This is a genomic window from Actibacterium ureilyticum (assembly GCF_002285435.1).
GTDB lineage: Bacteria > Pseudomonadota > Alphaproteobacteria > Rhodobacterales > Rhodobacteraceae > Actibacterium_C > Actibacterium_C ureilyticum.
Map to the genome: position 1 here is coordinate 1,001,202 of NZ_NSBT01000037.1, position 20,668 is coordinate 1,021,869.

General features: G+C 65.6%; 26 protein-coding genes and 1 tRNA gene. 8 read left to right on the plus strand and 19 right to left on the minus strand.

What is annotated here, in order from left to right; genetic code table 11:
- Positions 1-30: 30 nt before the first annotated feature.
- The 3 genes from rpsI to CLM60_RS17995 all read right to left on the minus strand — a co-directional run bounded on the left by rpsI (position 31) and on the right by CLM60_RS17995 (position 2,545).
- The gene (gene rpsI, locus CLM60_RS17985) at positions 31-522 is read right to left on the minus strand and encodes a 30S ribosomal protein S9 (protein ID WP_036557933.1); all 492 of its coding nucleotides are present in this window, start codon (positions 520-522) and stop codon (positions 31-33) included.
- Positions 523-524: 2 nt separating this feature from the next.
- A complete protein-coding gene (gene rplM / locus CLM60_RS17990; protein WP_095590465.1) occupies positions 525-986 on the minus strand; it encodes a 50S ribosomal protein L13 in 462 nt (153 codons plus the stop codon).
- A gap of 155 nt (positions 987-1,141) precedes the next feature.
- A complete protein-coding gene (locus CLM60_RS17995; protein WP_095590466.1) occupies positions 1,142-2,545 on the minus strand; it encodes an aminotransferase-like domain-containing protein in 1,404 nt (467 codons plus the stop codon).
- 96 nt (positions 2,546-2,641) lie between these two features.
- On the opposite strand from CLM60_RS17995, the gene CLM60_RS21015 reads away from it, so the two are divergent.
- The 3 genes from CLM60_RS21015 to speE all read left to right on the plus strand — a co-directional run bounded on the left by CLM60_RS21015 (position 2,642) and on the right by speE (position 4,558).
- Positions 2,642-2,872 carry a DUF1127 domain-containing protein gene (locus tag CLM60_RS21015; RefSeq protein ID WP_176473923.1) on the plus strand — a complete coding sequence of 77 codons (231 nt, stop codon included), beginning with the start codon at positions 2,642-2,644 and terminating at the stop codon, positions 2,870-2,872.
- A 319-nt stretch (positions 2,873-3,191) separates the two neighbouring features.
- Entirely contained in the window at positions 3,192-3,716 is a 525-nt protein-coding gene (gene speD / locus CLM60_RS18005; RefSeq protein ID WP_095590467.1) for an adenosylmethionine decarboxylase, read from the plus strand.
- A complete protein-coding gene (gene speE, locus CLM60_RS18010; protein ID WP_095590468.1) occupies positions 3,713-4,558 on the plus strand; it encodes a polyamine aminopropyltransferase in 846 nt (281 codons plus the stop codon). The genes speD and speE overlap by 4 nt, the downstream gene beginning before the upstream one ends.
- Before the next feature lie 64 nt (positions 4,559-4,622).
- On the opposite strand, the gene CLM60_RS18015 is transcribed toward speE, so the two are convergent.
- From CLM60_RS18015 to CLM60_RS18030, 4 genes are all read right to left on the minus strand, one after another.
- Positions 4,623-5,030 carry a PaaI family thioesterase gene (locus CLM60_RS18015; RefSeq protein ID WP_095590772.1) on the minus strand — a complete coding sequence of 136 codons (408 nt, stop codon included), beginning with the start codon at positions 5,028-5,030 and terminating at the stop codon, positions 4,623-4,625.
- A gap of 32 nt (positions 5,031-5,062) precedes the next feature.
- Positions 5,063-6,541 carry a carboxypeptidase M32 gene (locus CLM60_RS18020; RefSeq protein WP_095590469.1) on the minus strand — a complete coding sequence of 493 codons (1,479 nt, stop codon included), beginning with the start codon at positions 6,539-6,541 and terminating at the stop codon, positions 5,063-5,065.
- Positions 6,538-7,686 (minus strand): heme A synthase, encoded by a 1,149-nt coding sequence (ctaA, locus tag CLM60_RS18025; RefSeq protein WP_095590470.1) that lies wholly within the window; start codon positions 7,684-7,686, stop codon positions 6,538-6,540. The genes CLM60_RS18020 and ctaA overlap by 4 nt, the downstream gene beginning before the upstream one ends.
- 144 nt (positions 7,687-7,830) lie before the next feature.
- A complete protein-coding gene (locus CLM60_RS18030) occupies positions 7,831-8,586 on the minus strand; it encodes an RNA methyltransferase (RefSeq protein WP_281256714.1) in 756 nt (251 codons plus the stop codon).
- Positions 8,587-8,808: 222 nt separating this feature from the next.
- Here CLM60_RS18030 and CLM60_RS18035 point away from each other — a divergent pair, with 222 nt between their 5' ends.
- Both CLM60_RS18035 and CLM60_RS18040 read left to right on the plus strand, forming a co-directional pair.
- The gene (locus CLM60_RS18035; protein WP_095590471.1) at positions 8,809-9,429 is read left to right on the plus strand and encodes a thiamine phosphate synthase; all 621 of its coding nucleotides are present in this window, start codon (positions 8,809-8,811) and stop codon (positions 9,427-9,429) included.
- 80 nt (positions 9,430-9,509) lie between these two features.
- Positions 9,510-9,800: an SCP2 sterol-binding domain-containing protein gene (locus CLM60_RS18040; RefSeq protein WP_095590472.1), complete on the plus strand. Its 291-nt coding sequence runs from the start codon at positions 9,510-9,512 to the stop codon at positions 9,798-9,800.
- Here the strand turns inward: CLM60_RS18040 and olsA are convergent.
- The 3 genes from olsA to CLM60_RS18055 all read right to left on the minus strand — a co-directional run bounded on the left by olsA (position 9,778) and on the right by CLM60_RS18055 (position 11,723).
- On the minus strand, positions 9,778-10,620 hold the full coding sequence (olsA, locus tag CLM60_RS18045; protein ID WP_095590473.1) for a lyso-ornithine lipid O-acyltransferase: 843 nt from the start codon (positions 10,618-10,620) through the stop codon (positions 9,778-9,780). The genes CLM60_RS18040 and olsA overlap by 23 nt on opposite strands.
- Positions 10,617-11,393 (minus strand): L-ornithine N(alpha)-acyltransferase, encoded by a 777-nt coding sequence (gene olsB / locus CLM60_RS18050; protein ID WP_095590474.1) that lies wholly within the window; start codon positions 11,391-11,393, stop codon positions 10,617-10,619. Before olsB ends, olsA begins: the two co-directional genes overlap by 4 nt.
- Positions 11,394-11,540: 147 nt before the next feature.
- The gene (locus CLM60_RS18055) at positions 11,541-11,723 is read right to left on the minus strand and encodes a DUF3553 domain-containing protein (RefSeq protein WP_036561941.1); all 183 of its coding nucleotides are present in this window, start codon (positions 11,721-11,723) and stop codon (positions 11,541-11,543) included.
- Between the two features lie 36 nt (positions 11,724-11,759).
- Here CLM60_RS18055 and CLM60_RS18060 point away from each other — a divergent pair, with 36 nt between their 5' ends.
- Positions 11,760-12,365, plus strand: a complete 606-nt coding sequence (locus CLM60_RS18060) for a histidine phosphotransferase family protein (RefSeq protein WP_095590475.1) — start codon at positions 11,760-11,762, stop codon at positions 12,363-12,365.
- Positions 12,366-12,442: 77 nt separating this feature from the next.
- Here the strand turns inward: CLM60_RS18060 and CLM60_RS18065 are convergent, their stop codons facing one another.
- The 8 genes from CLM60_RS18065 to CLM60_RS18100 all read right to left on the minus strand — a co-directional run bounded on the left by CLM60_RS18065 (position 12,443) and on the right by CLM60_RS18100 (position 18,397).
- Positions 12,443-13,702, minus strand: coding sequence for a glutamate-5-semialdehyde dehydrogenase (locus CLM60_RS18065; RefSeq protein WP_095590476.1), 1,260 nt, complete (start codon positions 13,700-13,702; stop codon positions 12,443-12,445).
- A 64-nt stretch (positions 13,703-13,766) separates the two neighbouring features.
- Positions 13,767-14,873 (minus strand): glutamate 5-kinase, encoded by a 1,107-nt coding sequence (proB, locus tag CLM60_RS18070; protein ID WP_095590477.1) that lies wholly within the window; start codon positions 14,871-14,873, stop codon positions 13,767-13,769.
- Positions 14,861-15,898, minus strand: a complete 1,038-nt coding sequence (obgE, locus tag CLM60_RS18075) for a GTPase ObgE (RefSeq protein ID WP_095590478.1) — start codon at positions 15,896-15,898, stop codon at positions 14,861-14,863. Before obgE ends, proB begins: the two co-directional genes overlap by 13 nt.
- Positions 15,895-16,440: a GNAT family N-acetyltransferase gene (locus tag CLM60_RS18080; protein WP_095590479.1), complete on the minus strand. Its 546-nt coding sequence runs from the start codon at positions 16,438-16,440 to the stop codon at positions 15,895-15,897. The genes obgE and CLM60_RS18080 overlap by 4 nt, the downstream gene beginning before the upstream one ends.
- A gap of 4 nt (positions 16,441-16,444) precedes the next feature.
- Complete coding sequence (locus CLM60_RS18085) at positions 16,445-16,984, minus strand: GNAT family N-acetyltransferase (protein ID WP_095590480.1); 540 nt, start codon at positions 16,982-16,984, stop codon at positions 16,445-16,447.
- Positions 16,974-17,345 carry a hypothetical protein gene (locus CLM60_RS18090; RefSeq protein ID WP_141246552.1) on the minus strand — a complete coding sequence of 124 codons (372 nt, stop codon included), beginning with the start codon at positions 17,343-17,345 and terminating at the stop codon, positions 16,974-16,976. Before CLM60_RS18090 ends, CLM60_RS18085 begins: the two co-directional genes overlap by 11 nt.
- A 119-nt stretch (positions 17,346-17,464) precedes the next feature.
- A complete protein-coding gene (gene rpmA / locus CLM60_RS18095; protein ID WP_081893866.1) occupies positions 17,465-17,734 on the minus strand; it encodes a 50S ribosomal protein L27 in 270 nt (89 codons plus the stop codon).
- Between the two features lie 12 nt (positions 17,735-17,746).
- Positions 17,747-18,397, minus strand: a complete 651-nt coding sequence (locus CLM60_RS18100; RefSeq protein WP_095590482.1) for a 50S ribosomal protein L21 — start codon at positions 18,395-18,397, stop codon at positions 17,747-17,749.
- A 361-nt stretch (positions 18,398-18,758) separates the two neighbouring features.
- On the opposite strand from CLM60_RS18100, the gene CLM60_RS18105 reads away from it, so the two are divergent.
- Positions 18,759-19,526, plus strand: coding sequence for a substrate-binding domain-containing protein (locus tag CLM60_RS18105; protein WP_095590483.1), 768 nt, complete (start codon positions 18,759-18,761; stop codon positions 19,524-19,526).
- Positions 19,527-19,571: 45 nt separating this feature from the next.
- On the opposite strand, the gene CLM60_RS18110 is transcribed toward CLM60_RS18105, so the two are convergent.
- Positions 19,572-20,393, minus strand: a complete 822-nt coding sequence (locus CLM60_RS18110) for a hypothetical protein (protein ID WP_095590484.1) — start codon at positions 20,391-20,393, stop codon at positions 19,572-19,574.
- 159 nt (positions 20,394-20,552) lie between these two features.
- On the opposite strand from CLM60_RS18110, the gene CLM60_RS18115 reads away from it, so the two are divergent.
- Positions 20,553-20,642, plus strand: a tRNA-Ser gene (locus tag CLM60_RS18115).
- Positions 20,643-20,668 lie beyond the last annotated feature (26 nt).

Sequence of the window (20,668 nt, forward strand, 5' to 3'; positions counted from 1 at the left end):
GCCCTTCGCAAGATCGGTATGGCGAATGCCTTAGCGCTTCGAGAACTGGAAGCTGCGGCGGGCCTTGCGGCGGCCGAACTTCTTGCGTTCCACGACGCGGGCGTCACGGGTCAGGAAGCCCGCGGCTTTCAGGGCACCACGCAGCGACGGATCGTAAAGCTGCAGCGCTTTCGAGATGCCGTGCTTGACCGCACCGGCCTGGCCCGACAGACCGCCGCCCTTGACGGTGGCGTTCACGTCGAACTGATCTTCGACACCGGCCACAGTGAAGGGCTGGCGCAGGATCATCTGCAGCACGGGGCGCGCGAAATAGGCGTCCATTTCCTTGCCGTTGACGGTGACCTTTCCGGAGCCCGGCTTGATCCACACGCGGGCAACCGCGTCTTTCCGCTTGCCGGTGGCATAGGACCGGCCCAGCTCGTCACGAACGGGTTCGCGGGGGGCTGCGATCTCGGCGACCACGGCCTCGGCACCGCCAGCGACGGCGTTCAGCTCGTCGAGGGATTTGATTTCTTCAGCCATTGTCAGCTCCGGGTGTTCTTCTTGTTCATGGACTTGACGTCCAGCACTTCAGGGCTCTGGGCCTCATGCGGGTGCTCGGCACCGGCATAGACGCGCAGGTTGGTCATCTGCTGGCGGCTCAGGCGGTTGCCCGGCAGCATGCGCTTGACGGCCTGGGTCACCACACGTTCGGGGTGGGCGCCTTCGATGATCTGACGCGCGGTGCGCGACTTGATCCCGCCGGGATGGCCGGTGTGCCAGTAATAGTTCTTGTCATCACGCTTCTTGCCGGTCAGCTGGACCTTGTCGGCGTTGATGATGATCACGTTGTCGCCCATATCCATGTGCGGCGTGAACGAAGCTTTGTGTTTGCCACGCAGGCGCATGGCGACGATCGAGGCAAGACGGCCCAGAACCACGCCTTCGGCGTCGATCAGGATCCACTTCTTGTCGATGTCTGCAGGCGTTGCAGAGAAGGTTTTCATCGTCGTTAGACCTTAGATTAGAGTGAGGCGGCCGCGCCGCCCGAATTCGATTGCGCGTTTATATACAGCCCGAAATCCCAGTCAACGACGTTTATTCCGCAATTATTAAGCAATTTCAATGGCTTGAAAAATAGGTATCATAATACCCCAAAGACTCAGACGCTGATCCGCTCTGGCGGATTGTCCAACAGCACCCGCAGCCGCCCCATCGCGGCCTCGAAGCTGGCGGGCGTGACCTGGGCATTGATCGCCAGGCGCACCGCATGCGGGGCCCGTGCATCCCGCGCGGCGAACTCTTCGGCAGGGCGGATCTTGACGCCCGCGCCCTCGGCCGCCTGACAGAATACCCCGGCGCGCCAGCCCGGCGGCAGGGTCAGCCACAGGAACGGCACATCCGCGCGCCATGTGACCTCGTAACTGCCCAGAATGTTCACCGCCATCCGCATGTAGTCCGATATGCCCGCACAGACCTTTTCGGTGATCCCCGGCAGGCGCGGGTCGGTCAGAATGGCGGTCATCATGTCGACCAGCGGCGTGGCCAGACCGAAATAGCTGTGTTCGGCCGCGCGCCGCAGCGCCGATTGCCGGCCATCCGGGGCAATCGCAAAGCCCATCCGCAAGGCCGGCGTGATGGTTTTCGAGATTGAGCTGACATACCACCCCCGCTCTGGCAGCAGCATCCGATAGCTGGGCGCGCGCGCCTCGCTCATGCGATAGCAGTCATCCTCGATCACCTGCAGGTCGCAGCGCCGCGCGACATCGGCCAGCTCCTGGCGCCGTTCGTGGGGGGTGAACCCCGCCGTGGGGTTATGCACCTCGGGCGACGTACACAGGACCTGCGCCCCGTGTTCGCGCGCGGCGGCCTCCAGCGCCTCGGGGATCAGCCCGTGCGCGTCCATCGGCACCGACACGGTGCGCGCCCGCAACAGATCGGCCACCCGCCGAAACCCCGGATAGGTCAGATCCTCGGTCAGCACCACCGGCTCGGCCCCGCTCAGCACCGCCTGCAGGACCAGCGCGATCGCGTTCTGCCCGCCATGGCTCAGGACGATGTGGTTCTCGTCATAACTGCCCAGCGGCGTTTGCCCCAGCCAGCCGATGATCGCGCGCCGCGCATCAACCGTCTTGGCCCGCGCGGGATAATTCAGAAAGCCCGAGGGCGGATCCTGCGCCACGCGGATCATCACCTCCTGGATCAGCGCCCCCTGCCCCGCATCGGGCAGGTTCGGCGAATAAAGGTTCACCTCTTCGCTTTCGACAGCTGTGGCCCGCCAGACCGTCGCCGGACGCACCACCGCGCCCCCGGCCGGCGCAAGTTCGGCCACGAAAGTGCCCCGCCCCACGGCGGCCTCAAGCACGCCCTCATCGGTCAGAAGCGTATAGGCCCGCGCAACGGTGCCGGGCGTGATCTTCAGCTCCCACGCCAGATCGCGCACCGGCGGCAGCTTCTGACCGACCGTCAGCGTCCCGTCGGCAATGGCGGCCCGCGTCGCCGCTGCCAGCGCCTTGTACTTGCTGCCCTGCCCGTCCGGCAGCTCCGGCACCCAAATTGTACCCAATACAATATTCCCGTAGACTGACATGACCCGAATTTGTATCAGTCAATTACACCAAATTCCTAAATTGTGTCAATACATTTCGAAGGGAGATCTCCGATGGCACAGGTCAAATCACCGTCCACCTCGAAACTGCACTTCCTTGCAGGCCGCAAATCTGTGACCTTTTTCCAGATCGTGGCAATGGGCGCGAAGACCGTCGCCACCTGGCATGATCGCCGCAAGACGCGACAGGAATTGCGTTATCTCGATGACCATCTTCTGAAGGACATTGGTCTGGAACCCGGCGAGGCCCTAAAGGAATCCCGCCGGCCATTCTGGCAAGGCTGATCCCCGCCTGTTAGGATGATACTGGGCCGGGGTGATGTGCCCCGGTCCCTTTTGGCGCCCCACTAAACCCATACAATTACGCCCGATGCAGGCGACACATTCGCGCCTGTCACGCATATTGTACCAATACGATCCGGCACAGGCCAAAACCACAGCTTTTGCAGATTTTCTGCGGCTGCATCAGAAAAATACTTGCGCGAGTCACCTCCCACCCTTAGATGCCACGGCACGATCGGAACCGATCCCAACTTCGGATGTCTTTCTGGGGGGGCGCTAAGGGACCGACTGGATTCAATCTACTGGAACGAAGGGGAGCGCCATGACGGACGCCAACCTCTTCCAACTGGGGATCGGTCTGGAGACAGGCGCCCAAGAGGAAGACACCGCCCGCGGTCTGCAAGCCGCGAACGAAGACACCGCTATTGCCCGCGATCTGTTCGACGATGAGCGTGAAGACCACTTCATCCGTCGCGATGGGTCGGTATTTGCCGGCACGCATCTGATCATCGAGGTCGTGAATGGCCACGGTCTGGATGACGAGGCCCGCATCCAGCAGGCGTTCCGCGACTGCGTTGATGTCTGCGGCGCGACGCTGCTGCACATCCACACGCATAAATTCTCGCCCCAGGGCGTCAGCGGCGTGGCCGTGCTGGCCGAAAGCCATATCTCGGTCCACACCTGGCCGGAAATCGGCTACGGCGCGTTCGACGTGTTCATGTGCGGCGATGCCAAGCCCTGGCTGGCGGTCGATGTGCTGAAACAGGCCTTCGGCACCGCCGATGTGCGCGTGAACGAACTGCTGCGCGGCGAAGGCGTGGTCAGCGACGCGGGCGTGGCCGCATGACCGATTGGGTCCGCGAGAAACTGCATCCCGACTATGCCCAGGCGCTGCGCATCGATGAGATGCTTTATGACAGCGAAACAGACCATCAGCGCCTGAAAGTGTTCCAGAACGGCACGTTCGGGCGTGTCCTGACGCTGGACGATGTGGTGCAGACGACCGAGGGCGACAATTTCATCTATCACGAGATGCTGACCCATGTGCCGATCCTGGCCCATGGGGCGGCCAAACGCGTGCTGATCATCGGCGGCGGCGACGGCGGCATGGCGCGCGAGGTGCTGCGCCACCCCACCGTCGAACACATCACCATGGTGGAAATCGACGCGGGCGTGGTGGCATTTTCCAAGGAATACCTGCCCACCCTGTCGAACGGCGCCTTCGACGACCCGCGCCTGACCCTCGTCATCAATGACGGCGCGCTCTATATGCGCGAAACCACCGACCGGTTCGACGTGATCATCGTCGACTCCACCGATCCGATCGGCCCGGGCGAGGTCCTGTTCACCGACACGTTCTACGGTCACGCAAAACGCGCCCTGACCCCGGGCGGCATCCTGGTCACCCAGAACGGCGTGCCCTTCATGCAGGGTGACGAACTGACCAACACCATGCGCGCGTTTCAGGCGCTCTTCTCGGATGCGACCTGCTACATGGCGACGATCCCCACCTATGCGGGCGGGCCGATGGCCTTTGGCTGGGGCACCGATGGCGACGCGCGCCAGACCCCGCTGGCAGAGCTGCAATCGCGCTTCGCCGCTGCCGGGTTCGAAACCGATTACTATACACCCGCAATTCACCAGGGCGCCTTCGCCCTGCCGCGCTATGTGGAACGGCTGATCCCGTAACGCCCTTCTTCTTGGGCAAAATACTCTCGGGGGGTGCGGGGGGCAGACAGCCCCCCGCCGCCGATCATTTCGGCGGCACGGAATAGGTCATCGAGGCGCGCGCCACCGGCGCCTCCATCCCGTCCGAGCGGATCAGCACATCCCCAACGGCCAGCACGCGGCCCAGCTTCAAAAGCCGCGCCTCGGCGATCAGGTCCGCATCGGCGGCGGGCTTGCGCATGAAATCGATGGCACAATTGGTGGTCACCGCCAGCGCCTGCGGCCCGATCATCGCCAGGATCGCCAGATAGATTGCCACATCCGCCAGCGCAAACATCGACGGGCCCGACACGGTGCCGCCCGGCCGCAAATGCCGATCCGCCACTTTCAGCCGCATGCGGCACGTCATCGGGCCGACGGCCTCGATGGCGAAATCATCGCTGACCTGCGGAAATTCCCGCGCCAGAAACGCCTCCAGCGCGCCCACGTCCATCTTCAGCTCCACTGTCCCCTCCCCGGCCCGGTTCAAAGACCGTAAAGCGCCCCGAATTTCGCGTCGAGGTAATCCATCAGCGGCCCCTCGTCCGGCGCAAAGCCACAGGCGCGGGTGATGACCTCGACCGGCTCGTAAAGCCCGCCATGAACTTGCAGGTTGTCCCGCAGCCAACCCGTCGCGGGGCCCAGATCGCCCGCCGCCAGTTGCGCATCCAGATCCGGCACCGCCCCGCGCAGCGCCTGCATCAGGCACCCGGCATAAAGGTTGCCCAGCGCATAGGTCGGGAAATAGCCGAAAAGCCCCACCGACCAATGCACATCCTGCAGCACGCCATGCGCGGGCCGGTCAACCACCGCGCCGAAATCGCGGGCAAAGCGGTCGTTCCACGCCGCCTCCAGATCCGCGACCTGCAAATCGCCCGCGACTAGCGCGCGCTCCAGATCGAAGCGCATCATGATGTGCAGGTTGTAATGCACCTCGTCGGCCTCGGTCCGGATGAAGCCCGCATGCACGCGGTTGATCGCGGCATAGAACGCATCGGCATCCGCCGCGCCCGCGTCCCCGAACACATCGCCCATGCGGTCGAACAGGAACCCGGTAAAGGCGCGGCTGCGGCCCAGCTGGTTTTCATAGATCCGGCTTTGGCTTTCATGCACGCCCATCGACACGCCATGACCCAGCGGCGTCAGGCGATAGGCGGCGTCGATATTCTGCTCGTAACAGCCATGCCCGACCTCGTGGATTGTCGAATACAGGCAATTCAGTGGATCGCGTTCATCCACCCGCGTGGTGATCCGCACATCCGCGGCCGAGCCGCTGGAGAACGGATGCACCGCCTTGTCGATCCGCCCGTGGGCGAAGTCATAGCCGAAGCGCCCCGCGACCTCGCGCGCCAGTGCCAGCTGCGCGGCCTCGGGGAAATGGCCCTGCAACGCGGGCGGGGTCATCGCCGCGCCCATCACCCGCTCGCGCAGGGCCACCAGCCGCAGCCGCATCCGGTCGAAGATCGCGGCAATATCGGCCGCCTTGGCGCCCGGCTCGTAATCGTCCAGCAGCGCGTCATAAAGATCGCCATCCCCGGCCAGCGCGGCGGCCTCCTCGCGCTTCAGGCGCAGCACCTCGGCCAGAACCGGCAGGAACTTCGCCACGTCGCCTTCGGCCCGCGCCTCGGCCCAGATGCCCTGCGCCCGGCTGGTCACGCGGGCCAACGCGCTGGCCAGCGCCTCGGGGATCTTGGTGTTGCGCGCATGGCTGCGCCGGATCAGCCGCAGTTTGGCCTGCGCCACCGGGTCCAGCCCCGCGTCGTCGATGGCCGCCAGCCAGTCGGCCAAGCGCGGATCGGTGCGGCGACGGTGCAGAACCGCCTCCAGCGCGGCCATCTCCTCGGCCCGCTGATCGGCGGCACCGCGCGGCATCATGGTTTCCTGGTCCCAGCCCAGCCGCCCCGAGATCTCGGCCAGCGCCTCGGTCTCGTGCTGATGAGCCATCAGCGCATCAAATGCAGTCATGCCGCCCCCCGTACAGATTGCGCCATCGGATATTGCGCCAGGAACCGCGCCCGCAGGATCAGCACCCACAGCACCACCGCACCCAGCTGGTGGGTGATCGCGATATGCCATTGGGCCGAGTTCATCACCGTCACGATCCCCAGAACCACCTGCCCGAACAGCAGCGCCGCCATCCAGTCGAATGCCGTCCTGGTCGCGCGATTGCCGCTCTTGCGCGCCCGCCGCCAGGTCACGATCCCGAAGATGAACAGCAGATAGCCCGCCATCCGATGCATGAACTGCACCAGCCCGTCATTCTCGAAAAAGTTGCGCCAAAGCGGGCTCAGCCCCAGCGGCTCGGGCGGCAGAAAGCCCCCCGCCATCAGCGGCCAGTCGATATAGTTCCGCCCGGCATCGATCCCGGCCACCAACGCCCCCAGCAGGATCTGCAGGAACGCCAGATGCATCACCCCGGTCGACATCGAAAACAGCTTCGCCTCGCGCCCGCGCCGGGCCTGCATCAGCGCCGCCTCGGGCCGCGCCAACAGGAACACGTACCACGCGATCAGCCCCAGAATGGCAAAGGCCAGCCCCAGATGCGTGGCCAGCCGGTAAGATGCCACATCCAGCATCTCGCCCCCCAGGCCCGAGCTGACCATCCACCAACCGATCGCACCCTGCAAACCGCCCAGCACGCCCAGCCCCAGAAGCCGCCCGGTCCAGCCCACCGGGATCCGCTTGGTGAGCCAGAAAAACAGGAACCCGACGGCCCAGACCAGCCCGATCACCCGGCCCAGCTGCCGATGACCCCATTCCCACCAATAGATCGACTTGAACTCTGCCAGCGTCATCTGGTGGTTCTGCAACTGGTATTCCGGGATCTGCTTGTACTTATCGAACTCCACCTGCCAATCGGCCGCCGACAGCGGCGGAAGCGCCCCGGTCACGGGCTTCCATTCGGTGATCGACAAACCGCTATCGGTCAGCCGGGTCAACCCGCCCACCAGGATCATCGCGACGACCAGCGCAAACACCACCATCAGCCAGACACGGATCGCCCCCCGCGCCCCCCGGCGCGCCCGGTCGATCCCCCCCGCCTGCGGCGTGGGCGGGACTTGGGCTTTCTCGGCCCCGACCTCTTCAAAAATACTGCGTTTCTGGCTCATGCGTCTGTCCTTCCGGTCGCCACGGCGCGGCACATACTGATACGTTTGCCCGGCGCGTCAACCCGGACCAAGCGCCGCGCCCCCTTCATCTTGGCCCAAATACCTCGGGGGAGTCGCCCGGTCGGGCGACGGGGGCAGCGCCCCCTAATCCCCGCGTTCCTTCCAGCGCACCATCTGGCGCAGCATCCCGTGCAGGATCTGCACATCGGCCCGGGTCAGGGGCATCCGGCTCCACATGTTGCGCAGGTTCAGCTTCATCCCTTCGGCCTTGGTCTGGGGGAAAAAGAACCCCGCCACGTCCAGCCGCTCTTCGAAATGATCGCCCAGCTTCTCGATCTCGGTCGCGTTGGCAAACTCGGTCTTGGCCATCTCCACCACCTCGGGCACAACCTGGGTCGTCTGGCGCCGCCATTCATAGGCGGTCAGCAACACGCATTGCGCCAGGTTGAGCGAGGCGAAATCGGGGTTCACCGGGACCGAGATGATCGCATTGGCCCGCGCGATATCGTCGTTTTCCAGCCCCGCCCGTTCGGGGCCGAACAGCACCGCGACCTTGCGCCCCTCGGCGATCATGGCGCGGGACTGTTCCATGGCGCGTTCGGGGCTGACCACGGGTTTCGTCAGCCCGCGCGCCCGGGCGGTCGTGGCATAGACGTAATCGCAATCGGCCAGCGCCGCGCCCGTCGTCTCGAAAAGTCCCGCCGCATCCAGCAGCCGGCCCGCGCCGCTGGCCATCGCGACCGCCTTCTGGTTCGGCCAGCCATCGCGCGGGTCGACGATGCGCATCCGGTCCAGGCCGAAATTCCACATCGCGCGCGCCGCACCGCCGATATTTTCCCCCATCTGCGGGCGCACCAGCACGAAGGCGGGTTGCGGGCCGGTCCAGTCCTGATCGCTCACGTCGGCATGTCCTTGCTGTGATCGTTGCGCGGGTGATACGCGGACCTGCGCGGATCGGCAAGCATGGCGGGGGCGCTGCCCCCGTCGCCCCTTGGGCGACTCCCCCGGAGTATTTCGTGAACAATGAAGCGCCGGTCGGGTTCGGCGCCGCAACCGCCGCCGATGGTCAAGCGGAAAAAACCCGGCTATAGGGGCGGGAAGCGCAGAAAGGAGAGCCCTGCAATGGCCGAGATCGAGCGTCCGCAGATTTACCTGATCACCCCGCCGGAATTCGAATTGTCGTCCTTCCCCGATCGGTTGGCGCGGGTGCTGGACGCGCACGAGATCGCCTGTCTGCGCCTTTCGATGGCCAGCCGGGACGAGGACCGCGTGTCGCGCGCCGCCGATGCGCTGCGTGCCGTGGCCCATGCCCGCGACATCGCCATCGCGATCGAGGAACATGTGCAGCTTGTGGAACGGCTGGGGCTGGACGGCGTACATCTGACCGATGGCGCACGTTCGGTCCGCAAGGTCCGCAAGGAGCTGGGCGCCGATGCCATCGTGGGGGCGTTCTGCGGCGCCTCACGCCATGACGGGATGAACGCGGGCGAGGCCGGGGTGGATTATGTCAGCTTCGGGCCGGTGGGCGCCACGGCGCTCGGCGATGGGGCGGTGGCCGAACCCGCGCTGTTCGCCTGGTGGTCCGAGATGATCGAGGTGCCGGTGGTCGCCGAAGGGGCGCTGTCGGTGGAAAGCGTGGCGCAACTGGCGCCGGTCACCGATTTCTTCGGCATCGGGGACGAGATCTGGGGCGCCGACGATCCGGCGGCGGCGCTTGGCGCGCTGATCGCGGCCATGGGCTGAGCGCCGGTGCCGCCACGTCCGGCTTGCGTCAACGGTCCGCATCCGCCACGCCAAAAGGGACCCAGCCGGAGGAGCCCCGCATGTCAGACGCCGTTTCCCGCATGATCGATTTCCTGGACCCCCGCGCCCGTGGCCAGATCAGGGGCAGCGCCAAGCTGGTCCTGCCGGGCGAGGGCAGCCTGATCCTGACCGAAGAGGGCGCGCGCGCCGGTGACGATGCCGCCGATGTCACCCTGACCGCGAGCGAGGACACGTTCCGCGCGATTGCCGAGGGCACGCAGAACCCCGTCACCGCCTTCATGACCGGCAAGCTCAAGGTCGACGGCTCGACCACCCGCGCGCTGAAGGTCAGCGCGGTTCTGACGGGATAAGCCGCGCGGCATCCATCCCGCGCCGCACCGCATCCTCGCAATGCGCCGCCAGCGCCTTGCGCTCCGGGAAGTCCGCAACCGCGACGGGCGGATGATAGACGACCTCGACCGCCCCCTGCCGCGGCGCGGCCAGCACCTTGAGCAGGTGGCTGCCGAAATCCATGTCGCCCCACCAGCCATAGAACCGCGCATCCGCGCCCGCTGGCGCACGATAGATCACGGTGACCGGCTGCACCTGCATTTCCTGCCGCAAGCCGTCGGCAAAGAATGCCGCGAACAGCGTCGATTTGAACGGCAGAACCCGGATACCGTCGGTCGATGTCCCCTCGGGGAAGAACAGCAGCTTGTGACCGGCATGCAGGCGATCCTCGAACAGCTGTTTCTGGGCCCGCGCCTCGCGCCGGTCGCGGTTGATGAACACCGTGCCCGTGGCGCGCGCCAGCCAGCCGATGCCGGGCCAGGCCGCGACCTCGGCCTTGGACACGAAATAGATCCGCTTGCGCGCATTCAGGGTAAAGATATCCAGCCAGCTGGCATGGTTGGCCACCACTGCGCCTGGGCCGCGCATCAGCTCGCCCGTCGTCCGATAGGGCATGCGCAGGATGCGGAACGCATTGCGACAGACAAACTGCGTGATATGCGGCGTCACCGGGCGGCGCAGGCCGAACAGCGGCCGTTCGATCAGCCGCACCAGCAGCAATAGCGCCAGGCAGCCGAAGGTCAGTGTTCCCAGCAGCCCGCCACGCCACAGCACGCGCAGCCAGCCCGCCGCGCCGATCGGCACGGGATCGGGCCGGGCCGCTTCCCAATCTTGGGTCACCCCGCCCGCCCCCCGGTATAACGGGCGCGCGATTTGGCATTCATCCGCGCGGTATCCATTACCAGGCAAACGTCGATGGTGTTGAAGGCATGGTCGATAAACGCCCCCTCGCCCACGAACCCGCCCAGCCGCAGATAGGCCTTGATCAACGCGGGCGTGGCCAGCATTGCCGCCTTGCGGTCCACCGCATCGGCGGGGATCAGGTCCATCGGCTGGAAATGCGCCTCCAGCGCCCGCACCCGCAGATCGGGCGGCGCCAGGTGGTTGTGATGCAAAAACGCCAGCGGCTGTTCCAGCGCCACCGGATCGGTCCCGTGGAACGAGGCCACGCCGAACAGCACCTCGATCCCGCGTTCCAGAACGTAATCGGCCAGCCCGGTCCACATGTGATGCATCGCCATGCCGCCGCGATAATCGGCATGCAGGCACGACCGGCCCAGCTCCAGCAGCTTGCGCCCGCCGGATTTCAGCACGCTCAGATCGTATTCATCCTCGCTATAGAACCGGCCCAGCACGGCGGCCTTGTCGCCCGGCAACAGGCGATAGACGCCGACAACGCCGTCCAACTCCCGCGGGCCATCGGGATCGATCAGCAACAGGTGATCGTAATGGTCGTCGAAGGCGTCAGCCTCGATCCGGGCATCGTGATCCACCATCGGGCCATCGCCGCCCAGTTCGGCCACGAACACCTCATAGCGCAACCTCTGCGCCGCCCGCAGGTCGGCCTCTCCATCGGCCAGCCGGACCTGAAACTGCCTGTCTTCGACGATCATCTGCGAAACAACGGTTCCGATTGCGCCCCATGCGTTCGAAGGCTTCTAGGCAGCGGCGCGGCAAATTGCAACTGCACTGCCCGGTTGACGGGTATTAACCCCCCGTTAAGGATGATCGCACTACGGATGGGGAAGCCGCGCATCTGTTCAGGAGTCGAAAACCGGTATGAGCTCAACCTGCGCCCCGTCGATCACCACCTTGCCCTGGTGTTCGAAATTGACGGTGATCCGTCCGTTGATGTTCGATTGCACCTGGCCCAGCCCCCAATCCGCCTCGCGCGGGTGGCGCACGAACATGCCCGGCTCCAGCATTGCATTCAGGTCACTCAAGACTTTCATCCATTTCTTCAAGGGATCCATCACATCATGAGCACTTCCGGCCCCGATCTGACAGCTTTGGTCGGCTCGCGAATCTGTCACGACCTTATCAGCCCTCTGGGGGCCATCGGCAATGGTCTGGAACTGCTGGGCATGGCCCAACCGGGTCAGGCCGGATCCGAAGAACTGTCGCTGATCCACCAAAGCGTCGCCAACGCCAATGCCCGCGTGCGGTTCTATCGCGTGGCCTTCGGTGCCGCCGACCGCACCCAAAAGATCGCCCGGACCGAGCTGACCTCGATCCTGCGCGACAGCTTCACCGGCGGGCGGATCGCGGTGGAACAGACATTGGGCGACGATCTGAACCGCGCCGACGCGAAACTGGCGCTGCTGTTGGTGCTGTGCCTGGAAACCGCGCTGCCCCGGGGCGGCACGATCAGCGTCACGCAGGACGGGCCGCGCTGGCACCTGTCGGGCACTGGCCCGCGGGTTTCGGCGAACGAGGTGCTGTGGCAATCCATCACCTCGCCGGTCCTGGACGCCCATTTCAGCGCGGCCGAGGTGCAATTCGCCCTGCTGCCCGCCGCCACCGCCCGCGCCGGACGCGCCCTGTCGGTGTCGCTGGGGGAAAGCGCGATCGAAATCCGCTTCTGACCGCTTTCATCTTGGTCAAATACCTCGGGGGAGTCGCCCGACCGGGCGACGGGGGCAGCGCCCCCACCCGATGCCGATCAGGGGCGCACCGCCCCGTCCGCTTCGACGATATACTTGAAGCTGGTCAATTGCTCGGCGCCCACCGGACCGCGCGCATGCATCTTGCCGGTGGCGATGCCGATCTCGGCGCCCATCCCGAACTCGCCCCCATCGGCGAACTGGGTCGAGGCATTGCGCATCAGGATCGCGCTGTCGAGCCGGGCAAAGAACCGCTCGGCCACCGCATCGTCGGCGGTGATCACGCAATCGGTGTGGTTCGATCCGAATTGCCGGATATGCGCGATGGCCCCGTCGATGTCATCGACGATCTTCGCGGCGATATCCATGTCCAGATATTCGCGCCCCCAATCCTCGTCAGTTGCCGCAACGGTGCCGGACAGGCCCGCGCCCGCATGTACCGTCACGCCCGCCGCCATCAGCTCGTCCAGCACCTGCTGGCCCAGCCCGCCCGCGATGTCGCGATGGATCAACAGGCATTCGGCGGCACCGCAAATGCCGGTGCGCCGGGTCTTGGCGTTCATCACTACCTTGCGCGCGATTTCAGGGTCCGCGGCCTTGTCCAGGAAAATATGCACGATCCCCTCAAGATGGGCGAAAACCGGCACCCGCGCCTCGCGCTGGACCAGCCCCACCAGCCCCTTGCCGCCACGCGGCACGATCACGTCAATCGTGTCGGTCATGGTCAGCATTTCCTGCACCGCCGCGCGGTCGCGGGTGGGCACGCGCTGGATCGCATCCTCGGGCAGGCCCGCCTGGCGCAGCCCCTCGACCAGACAGGCATGGATCGCGCCCGAGCTGTGGAAGCTTTCCGAGCCGCCGCGCAGGATCACCGCATTGCCCGCTTTCAGGCAAAGCGCGCCGGCATCGGCGGTCACGTTGGGGCGGCTTTCATAGATCACCCCCACCACGCCCAAGGGCGTGCGCACCCGACGGATATGCAGGCCCGAGGGGCGGTCCCATTCGGTGATGACCTGCCCCACCGGATCGTCCTGAGCGGCCACGCTGCGCAGCCCGTCGCAGATCCCCTGGATCCGCGCCTCGTCCAGCAGCAGCCGGTCCAGCATGGCGGGTGTCAGGCCCTTGGCCCGGCCATACTCCATATCCTGCGCATTGGCGGCGATGATCTCGTCGCGCCGCGCCCAGACCGCATCGGCCGCGGCTTCCAGCGCCGCGCGTTTGACATCCGCCGGGGCGAAGGCCAGCTCGGCGGCGGCGGCTTTCGCCCGCGCGCCCAGATCAGCCATCAGTTCGGGGATGTTTTCGGCGTGGTCCTTCATCACAATCGTCCGTCCTTGCGGCGCGCGGGGCGCCTGTTTGAGTATTTATACCAAGAAGAAGCGGCTAGAGCACCATATCATCGCGGTGGATCAGCGCGGCGCGGCCGGGATAGCCAAGAACGCGTTCGATATCGCCGGACTGGTGCCCGGCGATCCGGGCGGCCTCTTGCGCGGTATAGCGGCAGAGCCCCGCGCCCAGCGGCGCGCCCGTGGGCGAGCAAATCGTCACCGGATCGCCGCGTCCGAACCGGCCCGTGACCTGTGTCACGCCCGCGGGCAGCAGCGACTTGCCGCGTTTCAGCGCGCCTTCGGCGCCGGCATCGACGGTGATCGTGCCGCGCGGTTTCATCGCCGCGATCCAGCGTTTGCGGGCGGCTTGCGGATCCTCGCGCGGCAGGAACCAGGTGCAGTTCGCCCCGTTTTCCAGCGCCGAAAGCGGCCGCAGGGCGAAGCCATCGGTGATTGCCATGGCGCAGCCCGCTGCGGTGGCGGTGCGGGCGGCCATCAGCTTGGTCTTCATCCCGCCCTTGGACAGGCCCGATCCGGCGTCGCCTGCCATCGCCTCGATCCCCGGGGTGATTTCGGTGATGGTGTCGAACCGCGTGGCGGCGGGGTCGGTGGTGGGGTTGCCGGAATAGAACCCGTCGACATCCGACAGGAGCACCAGCCGGTCGGCGCCCACGGTGACAGCCACCTGCGCGGCCAGCCGGTCATTGTCACCAAAGCGGATTTCATCCGTGGCGATGGTGTCGTTTTCATTCACGATGGGGATCACGCCCAGCGACAGCAGCGTGTGCAGCGTGGCGCGTGTGTTCAGGTAGCGGCGGCGGTCCTGGCTGTCTTCGAGCGTCAGCAGGATCTGAGCGGTGTGGATGCCATGCGGGGCCAGCACCTCTTCATAGGCACGGGCCAGCTTGATCTGCCCCGAGGCCGCCGCCGCCTGGCTGTGTTCCAGCGCCAATGTCCCGGCGGGCAGGCCCAGCACCCCGCGCCCCAGCGCGATGGAGCCGGACGAGACCACGATCACATCGGCGCCCAGCCCGCGCAGCCAGGCCAGATCCTGAGCCAAGGCATGCAGCCAGTCGGCGCGTAGCGCACCGGTCTGACGGTCCACCAGCAGGGCCGAGCCGATCTTGACGACGATCCGTTTTGCGTCGGTCAGGGTTGCCAAGGCGCGGGCTCCTCGCCGGCCGCCTTTTGTCGCAGCCGGTCGTCCTGGATCTCGCCACGCACGGCGCGCAGCACCTCGGTCAGCCCCTCGCGGCTGACGCCCGACATCATCAGGACGGGGTGACCCACGGCCTGTTCAAGTTCGGCCTTCTTCTCGGCCCGTTCGTCATCGTCCAGCGCGTCGATCTTGTTCAGCGCGGTGATGCGCGGCTTGTCGGCCAGATGGCCGCCGTAAGCCTCGAGCTCGTCGATGATGGTCTGATAGTCGCCCGCCACATCGTCCGAGGTCGCGTCGACCAAATGCAGCAGCACCGCGCAGCGTTCCACATGGCCCAGGAACCGGTCGCCGATGCCGCGCCCTTCATGCGCGCCCGCGATCAGGCCCGGAATATCGGCCATGACGAATTCCGCGCCGTCCACGCCCACGACCCCCAAGTTCGGGTGCAGCGTGGTAAAGGGATAATCCGCGATCTTGGGCCGGGCGTTCGACGTGGCCGCCAGAAAGGTCGACTTGCCCGCATTGGGCAGCCCCAAAAGCCCCGCGTCGGCGATCAGCTTCAGCCGCAACCAGATGGTGCGTTCGACCCCCGGCTGGCCGGGGTTGGACCGGCGCGGCGCCTGGTTGGTCGAGGTCTTGAAATGCAGGTTGCCGAAACCGCCATTGCCGCCCTTGGCCAGCACCACGCGCTGGCCCAGTTCGGTCAGATCGGCGATCAGGGTTTCTTCATCCTCGTCCAGGATCTCGGTGCCCACGGGCACTTGCAGGATGATGTCGTCGCCGCCCGCACCGGTGCGCTGCTGGCCCATGCCGGACTGGCCGTTCTTGGCAAAGAAGTGCTGCTGATAGCGGAAATCGATCAGCGTGTTCAGCCCGTCGACCGCCTCGGCGATCACATCGCCGCCGCGCCCGCCATCGCCGCCATCGGGGCCGCCATATTCGATGTATTTCTCGCGGCGGAAGCTGATGCAGCCATTTCCGCCCGCACCCGAACGGATATAGACCTTGGCCAGATCGAGGAATTTCATGTGGTTGCCGCCTTGAATTGCTGTTGCGTCAGGCGATAGAGCGAAACGGGGAAAGGCTCAAGCCTTGCCGCCGATGTGCCCGTGCCCTGACCGTCGAAGGTGAAGCCGAGCTTGCGCAGCACCCGTTCGGAGCCCGGGTTGTCGATGAAGACATCGGCATGGATGGTATCATGGCCGAAACGGTCGAACAGAAACCCGATGAAGGCCTGCATCGCCTCGGTCGCATAACCCTGGCCCGCCGCCGCGGGGTCCAGGAAATAGAAGACCTCGATCCGGCCATCGCGCAGCACCGCACCGACGCTGCCCAGCAGCCGGTCGCTGGCATCGCAGATGCCCAGCCGCAGACGCGGCGTGCCGCGAAACTGCCAGTCCAGGATGAAGTCTTGCGCCGCGTCCACGGTCCAGTCGGGCGGAAACAGGAACAGCATCCGCCCCACATCGGGCCGCGTCACGATCCGACAGAGCGCCGCCGCATCGTCGCGCCGCATCTGTCTGAGGATGAGGCGCGGTGTTCTTATGGTCAAAGGTTCCACCGCGCCCATCGGATCAGCTCAGCTTCTTCAGATAGGTCCAGGTGGCGACATTGGCGTTGCGGGCCACGCTGAAGACCTCGGCATCGCCCAGGTATTCGAAGCCGGCATTGGTCAGCACACGGGCCGAACCGGGGTTGTCCTGAAACACCTTGGCAAAGACGGTCTTGTTGTCCAGCGGGTTGGCCTTCAGCAGGGCGCCCACTGCCTCGGACGCGATGCCGCTGTTCCAAAGCGCGGGCGCGACCCAATAGCCGATCTCGGACTGGTCGCGATCCAACCGCTTGAGCGAGATCACCCCCAGAAGCTCGCCCATCCCGCCGGCAGAGCCGTCCATGATCCAGACATCCTCGTCCCGATCATCGGACACTGACCGGGCGATGAACGCCTCGGCCGCGCCGGGCGGCAGCGGGTGCGGGATCGAGCTGGTATTGCGGGCGACACGTTCGTCCCCGGCATACATCCTGAGCAGCCCTTCGTCCGATTTCCGCACGGGCCGCAGCCCGAACCGTTCCGCCGCGATGGTCGGCTGGTTCACAATCGCTTCAATAATCATGCCTTCCCTCCTCCGAAAACAATCGCGCGCCCCGGGGGACACACGGCACGGGCACGGCGCGCTGACGCCGGGCGGACGCAAGATGCCGAAATCCGGCACGCGCGGCCTTGCCAAGCCCAAGTGAAATGGCGATCACCACCACCCCTTGCAAGAGATGCAGGTTCGCCAGCGCCTGCACCCCTCCCTGGTGCAGGCTCAGCGCCGCCTGGGGGTGCGAGCCGATCGAGGCCAGCGATCCGGGCGGCGGGCCGGACGACGCCATGCGCATCCCGGCCATCTTCAAACTCAGCCAGCACAGGGCAGCGGACGCCAGACCGATACAGGCGACGGTGAAACCGGACCGGTGGCCGGTATCGGGCATCGGGGGCGTCCCCGTCAGGATCGTCTGGTTCTGCAACATGCGTTTGACTGACTTAAACAAAAGAAGGGGGACCGGCTTGCGCCGATCCCCCCTGATATTTCTTTTTCGCGGGTCTCGGCTTACTCAGCGGCCTCCGCCACCGGGAGAACCGAAATAAAGGTGCGGCCTTTCAGGCCCTTGTGGAAGGTCACCGCGCCTTCGACGGTTGCGAAGATGGTGTGATCCTTGCCCTGGCCCACGCCTTCACCCGGCCACCACTTATTGCCGCGCTGACGCACGATGATGTTGCCGGGGATGACGGCCTGGCCGCCGAATTTCTTTACACCAAGGCGGCGACCGGCTGAGTCGCGGCCGTTACGGGATGAACCGCCTGCTTTCTTGTGTGCCATTCCAGTCTCTCCTTAGCCTTTGGCCAGCTCTTTGGCCTGATCCACCCAGCCCTCACGCTCGATCCGGCCTTTGAACGACAGTTTCTCGTCGAACTCGGCGATATCGGCTTCGGTCCAGGCAGCGATCTGTGCGAACGTGGTCACGCCAGCAGCCACCAGTTTCTTTTCCAGCGCCGGGCCCACGCCCGACAGTTTCTTCAGGTCGTCCGCGCCAGCATCCGCCTTGGGCGATTCGGCCTTGGCTTCGGCTTTCTTCGGGGCGGCCTTCTTCGGCGCTGCCTTGGGTGCCGGGGCCGCGGCGGCAACGGCCACGGCCGATGCGGCACCAACGGCGGCCTTCACGCCCGACTTGTCAGCACCCTTTTCCAGGATGTCGGTGATGCGCAGCAGCGTCAGTTGCTGGCGATGGCCACGGGTGCGCTTCGAGCTGTGCTTCCGGCGGCGCTTGACGAAGGTGATGGTCTTCGCGCCCTTGATCTGTTCGATCACCTCGGCCTGCACGGCCGCGCCTTCGATGGTCGGCGTGCCGATCTGGTCACCCACCATCAGAATATCGTTGAATTGGACCTTGTCGCCAGCTTCGGCAGCCAGCTTTTCGACACGCAGTACATCGCCGCTTTGCACTTTGTACTGCTTGCCGCCTGTTTTCAGGACCGCAAACATCGGGTCTTTCCTTTGTCTATCCGCGTCCTGTGGCCCCGCCGGTGCGGTGTTGGATGCATCTGCGCCATCGGACAGCGCGCCCCGTTCAGGGCGTCATTTCACGAATCCACACCGGACAAACCCGGTGCAGAGGCCGCTATATCCCGAAAGATCGCCCGCAAGTCAACCCTGAATAGCCGCCGCGCCCGCCGCTCACATTGCCGTGACCGACAGGATTATCCCCGCCCCCTTGGCGTTGATCCCCCTGTGCGGGCGCGATCGCTCTGCCCGCGCTCAATGCTCCTCAATCCGCTTCGGTCCCGGGCCACCGGGTCCGAAGCAATCCCTTTTGCAACCCCTTACCCCCCTCAGGACAAGATCCATGCCCCATTCCCCCCGTTTCGCACCCGCGCTGGCCATCGGCGCGTTCCTGCTGGCCGCCGCCAGCCCTGCCGCCGCCGATCTGGCGCTGTTCGGCCCCGGCGGTCCCGCCCCCGCGATGAAAGAGGCCGCCGCCGCATTCACCGCCGAAACCGGCATCCCCGTCAGCGTCACCGCCGGCCCGGCGGGCAAGTGGATGTCCGACGCGCAGATGCAGGCCGACGCGATCTTTACCGGCTCGCAGAACATGATGGACGATTTCGTCGTGGCCCATGGCGCCACCCTGCCCGAGACAATCACGCCGCTGTTCCTGCGCCCCTCGGCCATTCTGGTGCGCAAGGGCAATCCCGACGGCATCAGCGGCCTGCGCGACCTGATCGAGCGTGACCTGAAATTCATGGTGGTCGATGGCGCGGGCCAGGTCGGCCTGTGGGAGGACATGGTCGGCCGCACCCGCAACATCGCCGACATGGCCGCCTTTCGCGGCAGCATCGACCATCTGGCGCCCAACAGCGGCGCGGCGCGCAAGCTGTGGACCGAAGATGACAGCTTTCAGGCCTGGCTGATCTGGAACCACTGGCAGATCGACAACCCCGATATCGCCGACATGGTTGCGGTCGAACCCGATCTGGCGGTCTATCGCGACACCTCGATCGTCACGACGCAGAAAGGGGCCGAAAACCCCGATCTGGCGGCGTTTCTGGCGTATCTGGACAGCGATGCGGGCGTGGCGATCTTTGCCGCCCATGGCTGGCAGAAAAGCTTCTGAGCCTGCTCCCGTCCCGGCGCGCACCCCGCGCCGGGACCCGGGGGCTCAGATATCCTCGCCCACGATCATCTTGGCCGCGGCCAATCCAAGCTCGCGCGAGATCCGGCGATACAATACGTCGAATGCCGAAAACAGCGCCCGGTTCAGCGCCTGGCCCTCGGGCGTTTCCGACATGTCGATATAGTCGGTCAGTTCGGCATCCGACAGCGGCTTATACGCCAGCGCCAGATAGGAATAGAGCCAATCCTGGGTCTCGGCCTCGATCTCGGCCTCCTGCGACCAGACATCGGCCAGGATCTGATCCTCGGTCATCTCGAACGGGAACGCGCCGCCATCGGTCAGGCCGATATAGAATTCATAGTTGGAGTTCAGCGCCCCCGACAGGTTCAGGTCCACCAGATCGTTGGCATCGATGAACTGCCCCACCAGATCCAGACGCGGATCGGCATCGTCGCGCAGTTCCTGCAGCTTTTCCAAGCTGGCCTCCTCGGCGCCCGGCTCCAGCAGCGCCCGCCGCGCGGACACTTCCAGATCGGTCACCCGCGCGCCCGGACCGTCCGAGTAATAGGCCACCAGCGGCGCCAGATCGACATCGGCCAACGCGGCGCGCATGCCGTCCTGCATGATTTCGTCCATCCGCTCGGTGCTGTAGATCCGCGCCACCATCGCCGCCCAGCGGTCGCCGCCGCGTTCGGGGAACATCTCGCCCTGGATCTCGTCGCCATAGCTCATCCCCTCTTCGCGCATGATGTCCAGCAGGTCCGCCATGTGCAGCGCCTGGTACAGGCGGTCGAACTGGGCATCCGATTGCGCCGCAAGACGCAACGGGAAAAGCAGAAGGATGATCAGAAGAAAAGCGCGCGCCATATCGGTGTCCCATGAAAATACCCCCGAAATCTAAGCACAGCACGCGCCGCTGCCAACCCGTTGCACGGCCTCTGCGAAAGAGATTTCCGATCTCGGCGAAAAACCGGTTGCGCTGTTTGGCGCTTGCCCTTAAATCAGCCGCTCACGGACTACACGTGCGGAGAGGTGCCGGAGTGGTCGAACGGGGCGGTCTCGAAAACCGTTGTGGGTGCAAGCCCACCCAGGGTTCGAATCCCTGTCTCTCCGCCATTATCCCCCCCTAACATCGCAGCCCC

Excerpts from the sequence above, each read along its gene's own strand:
- CLM60_RS18020 (WP_095590469.1), bottom strand. The coding sequence starts at position 6,541 with ATGACTGCATTTGATGCGCTGATGGCTCATCAGCACGAGACCGAGGCG.
- CLM60_RS18090 (WP_141246552.1), bottom strand. The coding sequence starts at position 17,345 with ATGCCCGATACCGGCCACCGGTCCGGTTTCACCGTCGCCTGTATCGGT.
- CLM60_RS18080 (WP_095590479.1), bottom strand. The coding sequence starts at position 16,440 with ATGGGCGCGGTGGAACCTTTGACCATAAGAACACCGCGCCTCATCCTC.
- obgE (WP_095590478.1), bottom strand. The coding sequence starts at position 15,898 with ATGAAATTCCTCGATCTGGCCAAGGTCTATATCCGTTCGGGTGCGGGC.
- rpmA (WP_081893866.1), bottom strand. The coding sequence starts at position 17,734 with ATGGCACACAAGAAAGCAGGCGGTTCATCCCGTAACGGCCGCGACTCA.
- CLM60_RS18040 (WP_095590472.1), top strand. The coding sequence starts at position 9,510 with ATGTCAGACGCCGTTTCCCGCATGATCGATTTCCTGGACCCCCGCGCC.
- speD (WP_095590467.1), top strand. The coding sequence starts at position 3,192 with ATGACGGACGCCAACCTCTTCCAACTGGGGATCGGTCTGGAGACAGGC.
- olsB (WP_095590474.1), bottom strand. The coding sequence starts at position 11,393 with ATGATCGTCGAAGACAGGCAGTTTCAGGTCCGGCTGGCCGATGGAGAG.
- CLM60_RS18085 (WP_095590480.1), bottom strand. The coding sequence starts at position 16,984 with ATGATTATTGAAGCGATTGTGAACCAGCCGACCATCGCGGCGGAACGG.
- CLM60_RS18015 (WP_095590772.1), bottom strand. The coding sequence starts at position 5,030 with ATGGACGTGGGCGCGCTGGAGGCGTTTCTGGCGCGGGAATTTCCGCAG.
- rplM (WP_095590465.1), bottom strand. The coding sequence starts at position 986 with ATGAAAACCTTCTCTGCAACGCCTGCAGACATCGACAAGAAGTGGATC.
- CLM60_RS21015 (WP_176473923.1), top strand. The coding sequence starts at position 2,642 with ATGGCACAGGTCAAATCACCGTCCACCTCGAAACTGCACTTCCTTGCA.
- ctaA (WP_095590470.1), bottom strand. The coding sequence starts at position 7,686 with ATGAGCCAGAAACGCAGTATTTTTGAAGAGGTCGGGGCCGAGAAAGCC.
- CLM60_RS18100 (WP_095590482.1), bottom strand. The coding sequence starts at position 18,397 with ATGTTTGCGGTCCTGAAAACAGGCGGCAAGCAGTACAAAGTGCAAAGC.
- CLM60_RS18060 (WP_095590475.1), top strand. The coding sequence starts at position 11,760 with ATGAGCACTTCCGGCCCCGATCTGACAGCTTTGGTCGGCTCGCGAATC.
- CLM60_RS18065 (WP_095590476.1), bottom strand. The coding sequence starts at position 13,702 with ATGAAGGACCACGCCGAAAACATCCCCGAACTGATGGCTGATCTGGGC.
- rpsI (WP_036557933.1), bottom strand. The coding sequence starts at position 522 with ATGGCTGAAGAAATCAAATCCCTCGACGAGCTGAACGCCGTCGCTGGC.
- CLM60_RS18110 (WP_095590484.1), bottom strand. The coding sequence starts at position 20,393 with ATGGCGCGCGCTTTTCTTCTGATCATCCTTCTGCTTTTCCCGTTGCGT.
- CLM60_RS18035 (WP_095590471.1), top strand. The coding sequence starts at position 8,809 with ATGGCCGAGATCGAGCGTCCGCAGATTTACCTGATCACCCCGCCGGAA.
- speE (WP_095590468.1), top strand. The coding sequence starts at position 3,713 with ATGACCGATTGGGTCCGCGAGAAACTGCATCCCGACTATGCCCAGGCG.
- CLM60_RS18105 (WP_095590483.1), top strand. The coding sequence starts at position 18,759 with ATGCCCCATTCCCCCCGTTTCGCACCCGCGCTGGCCATCGGCGCGTTC.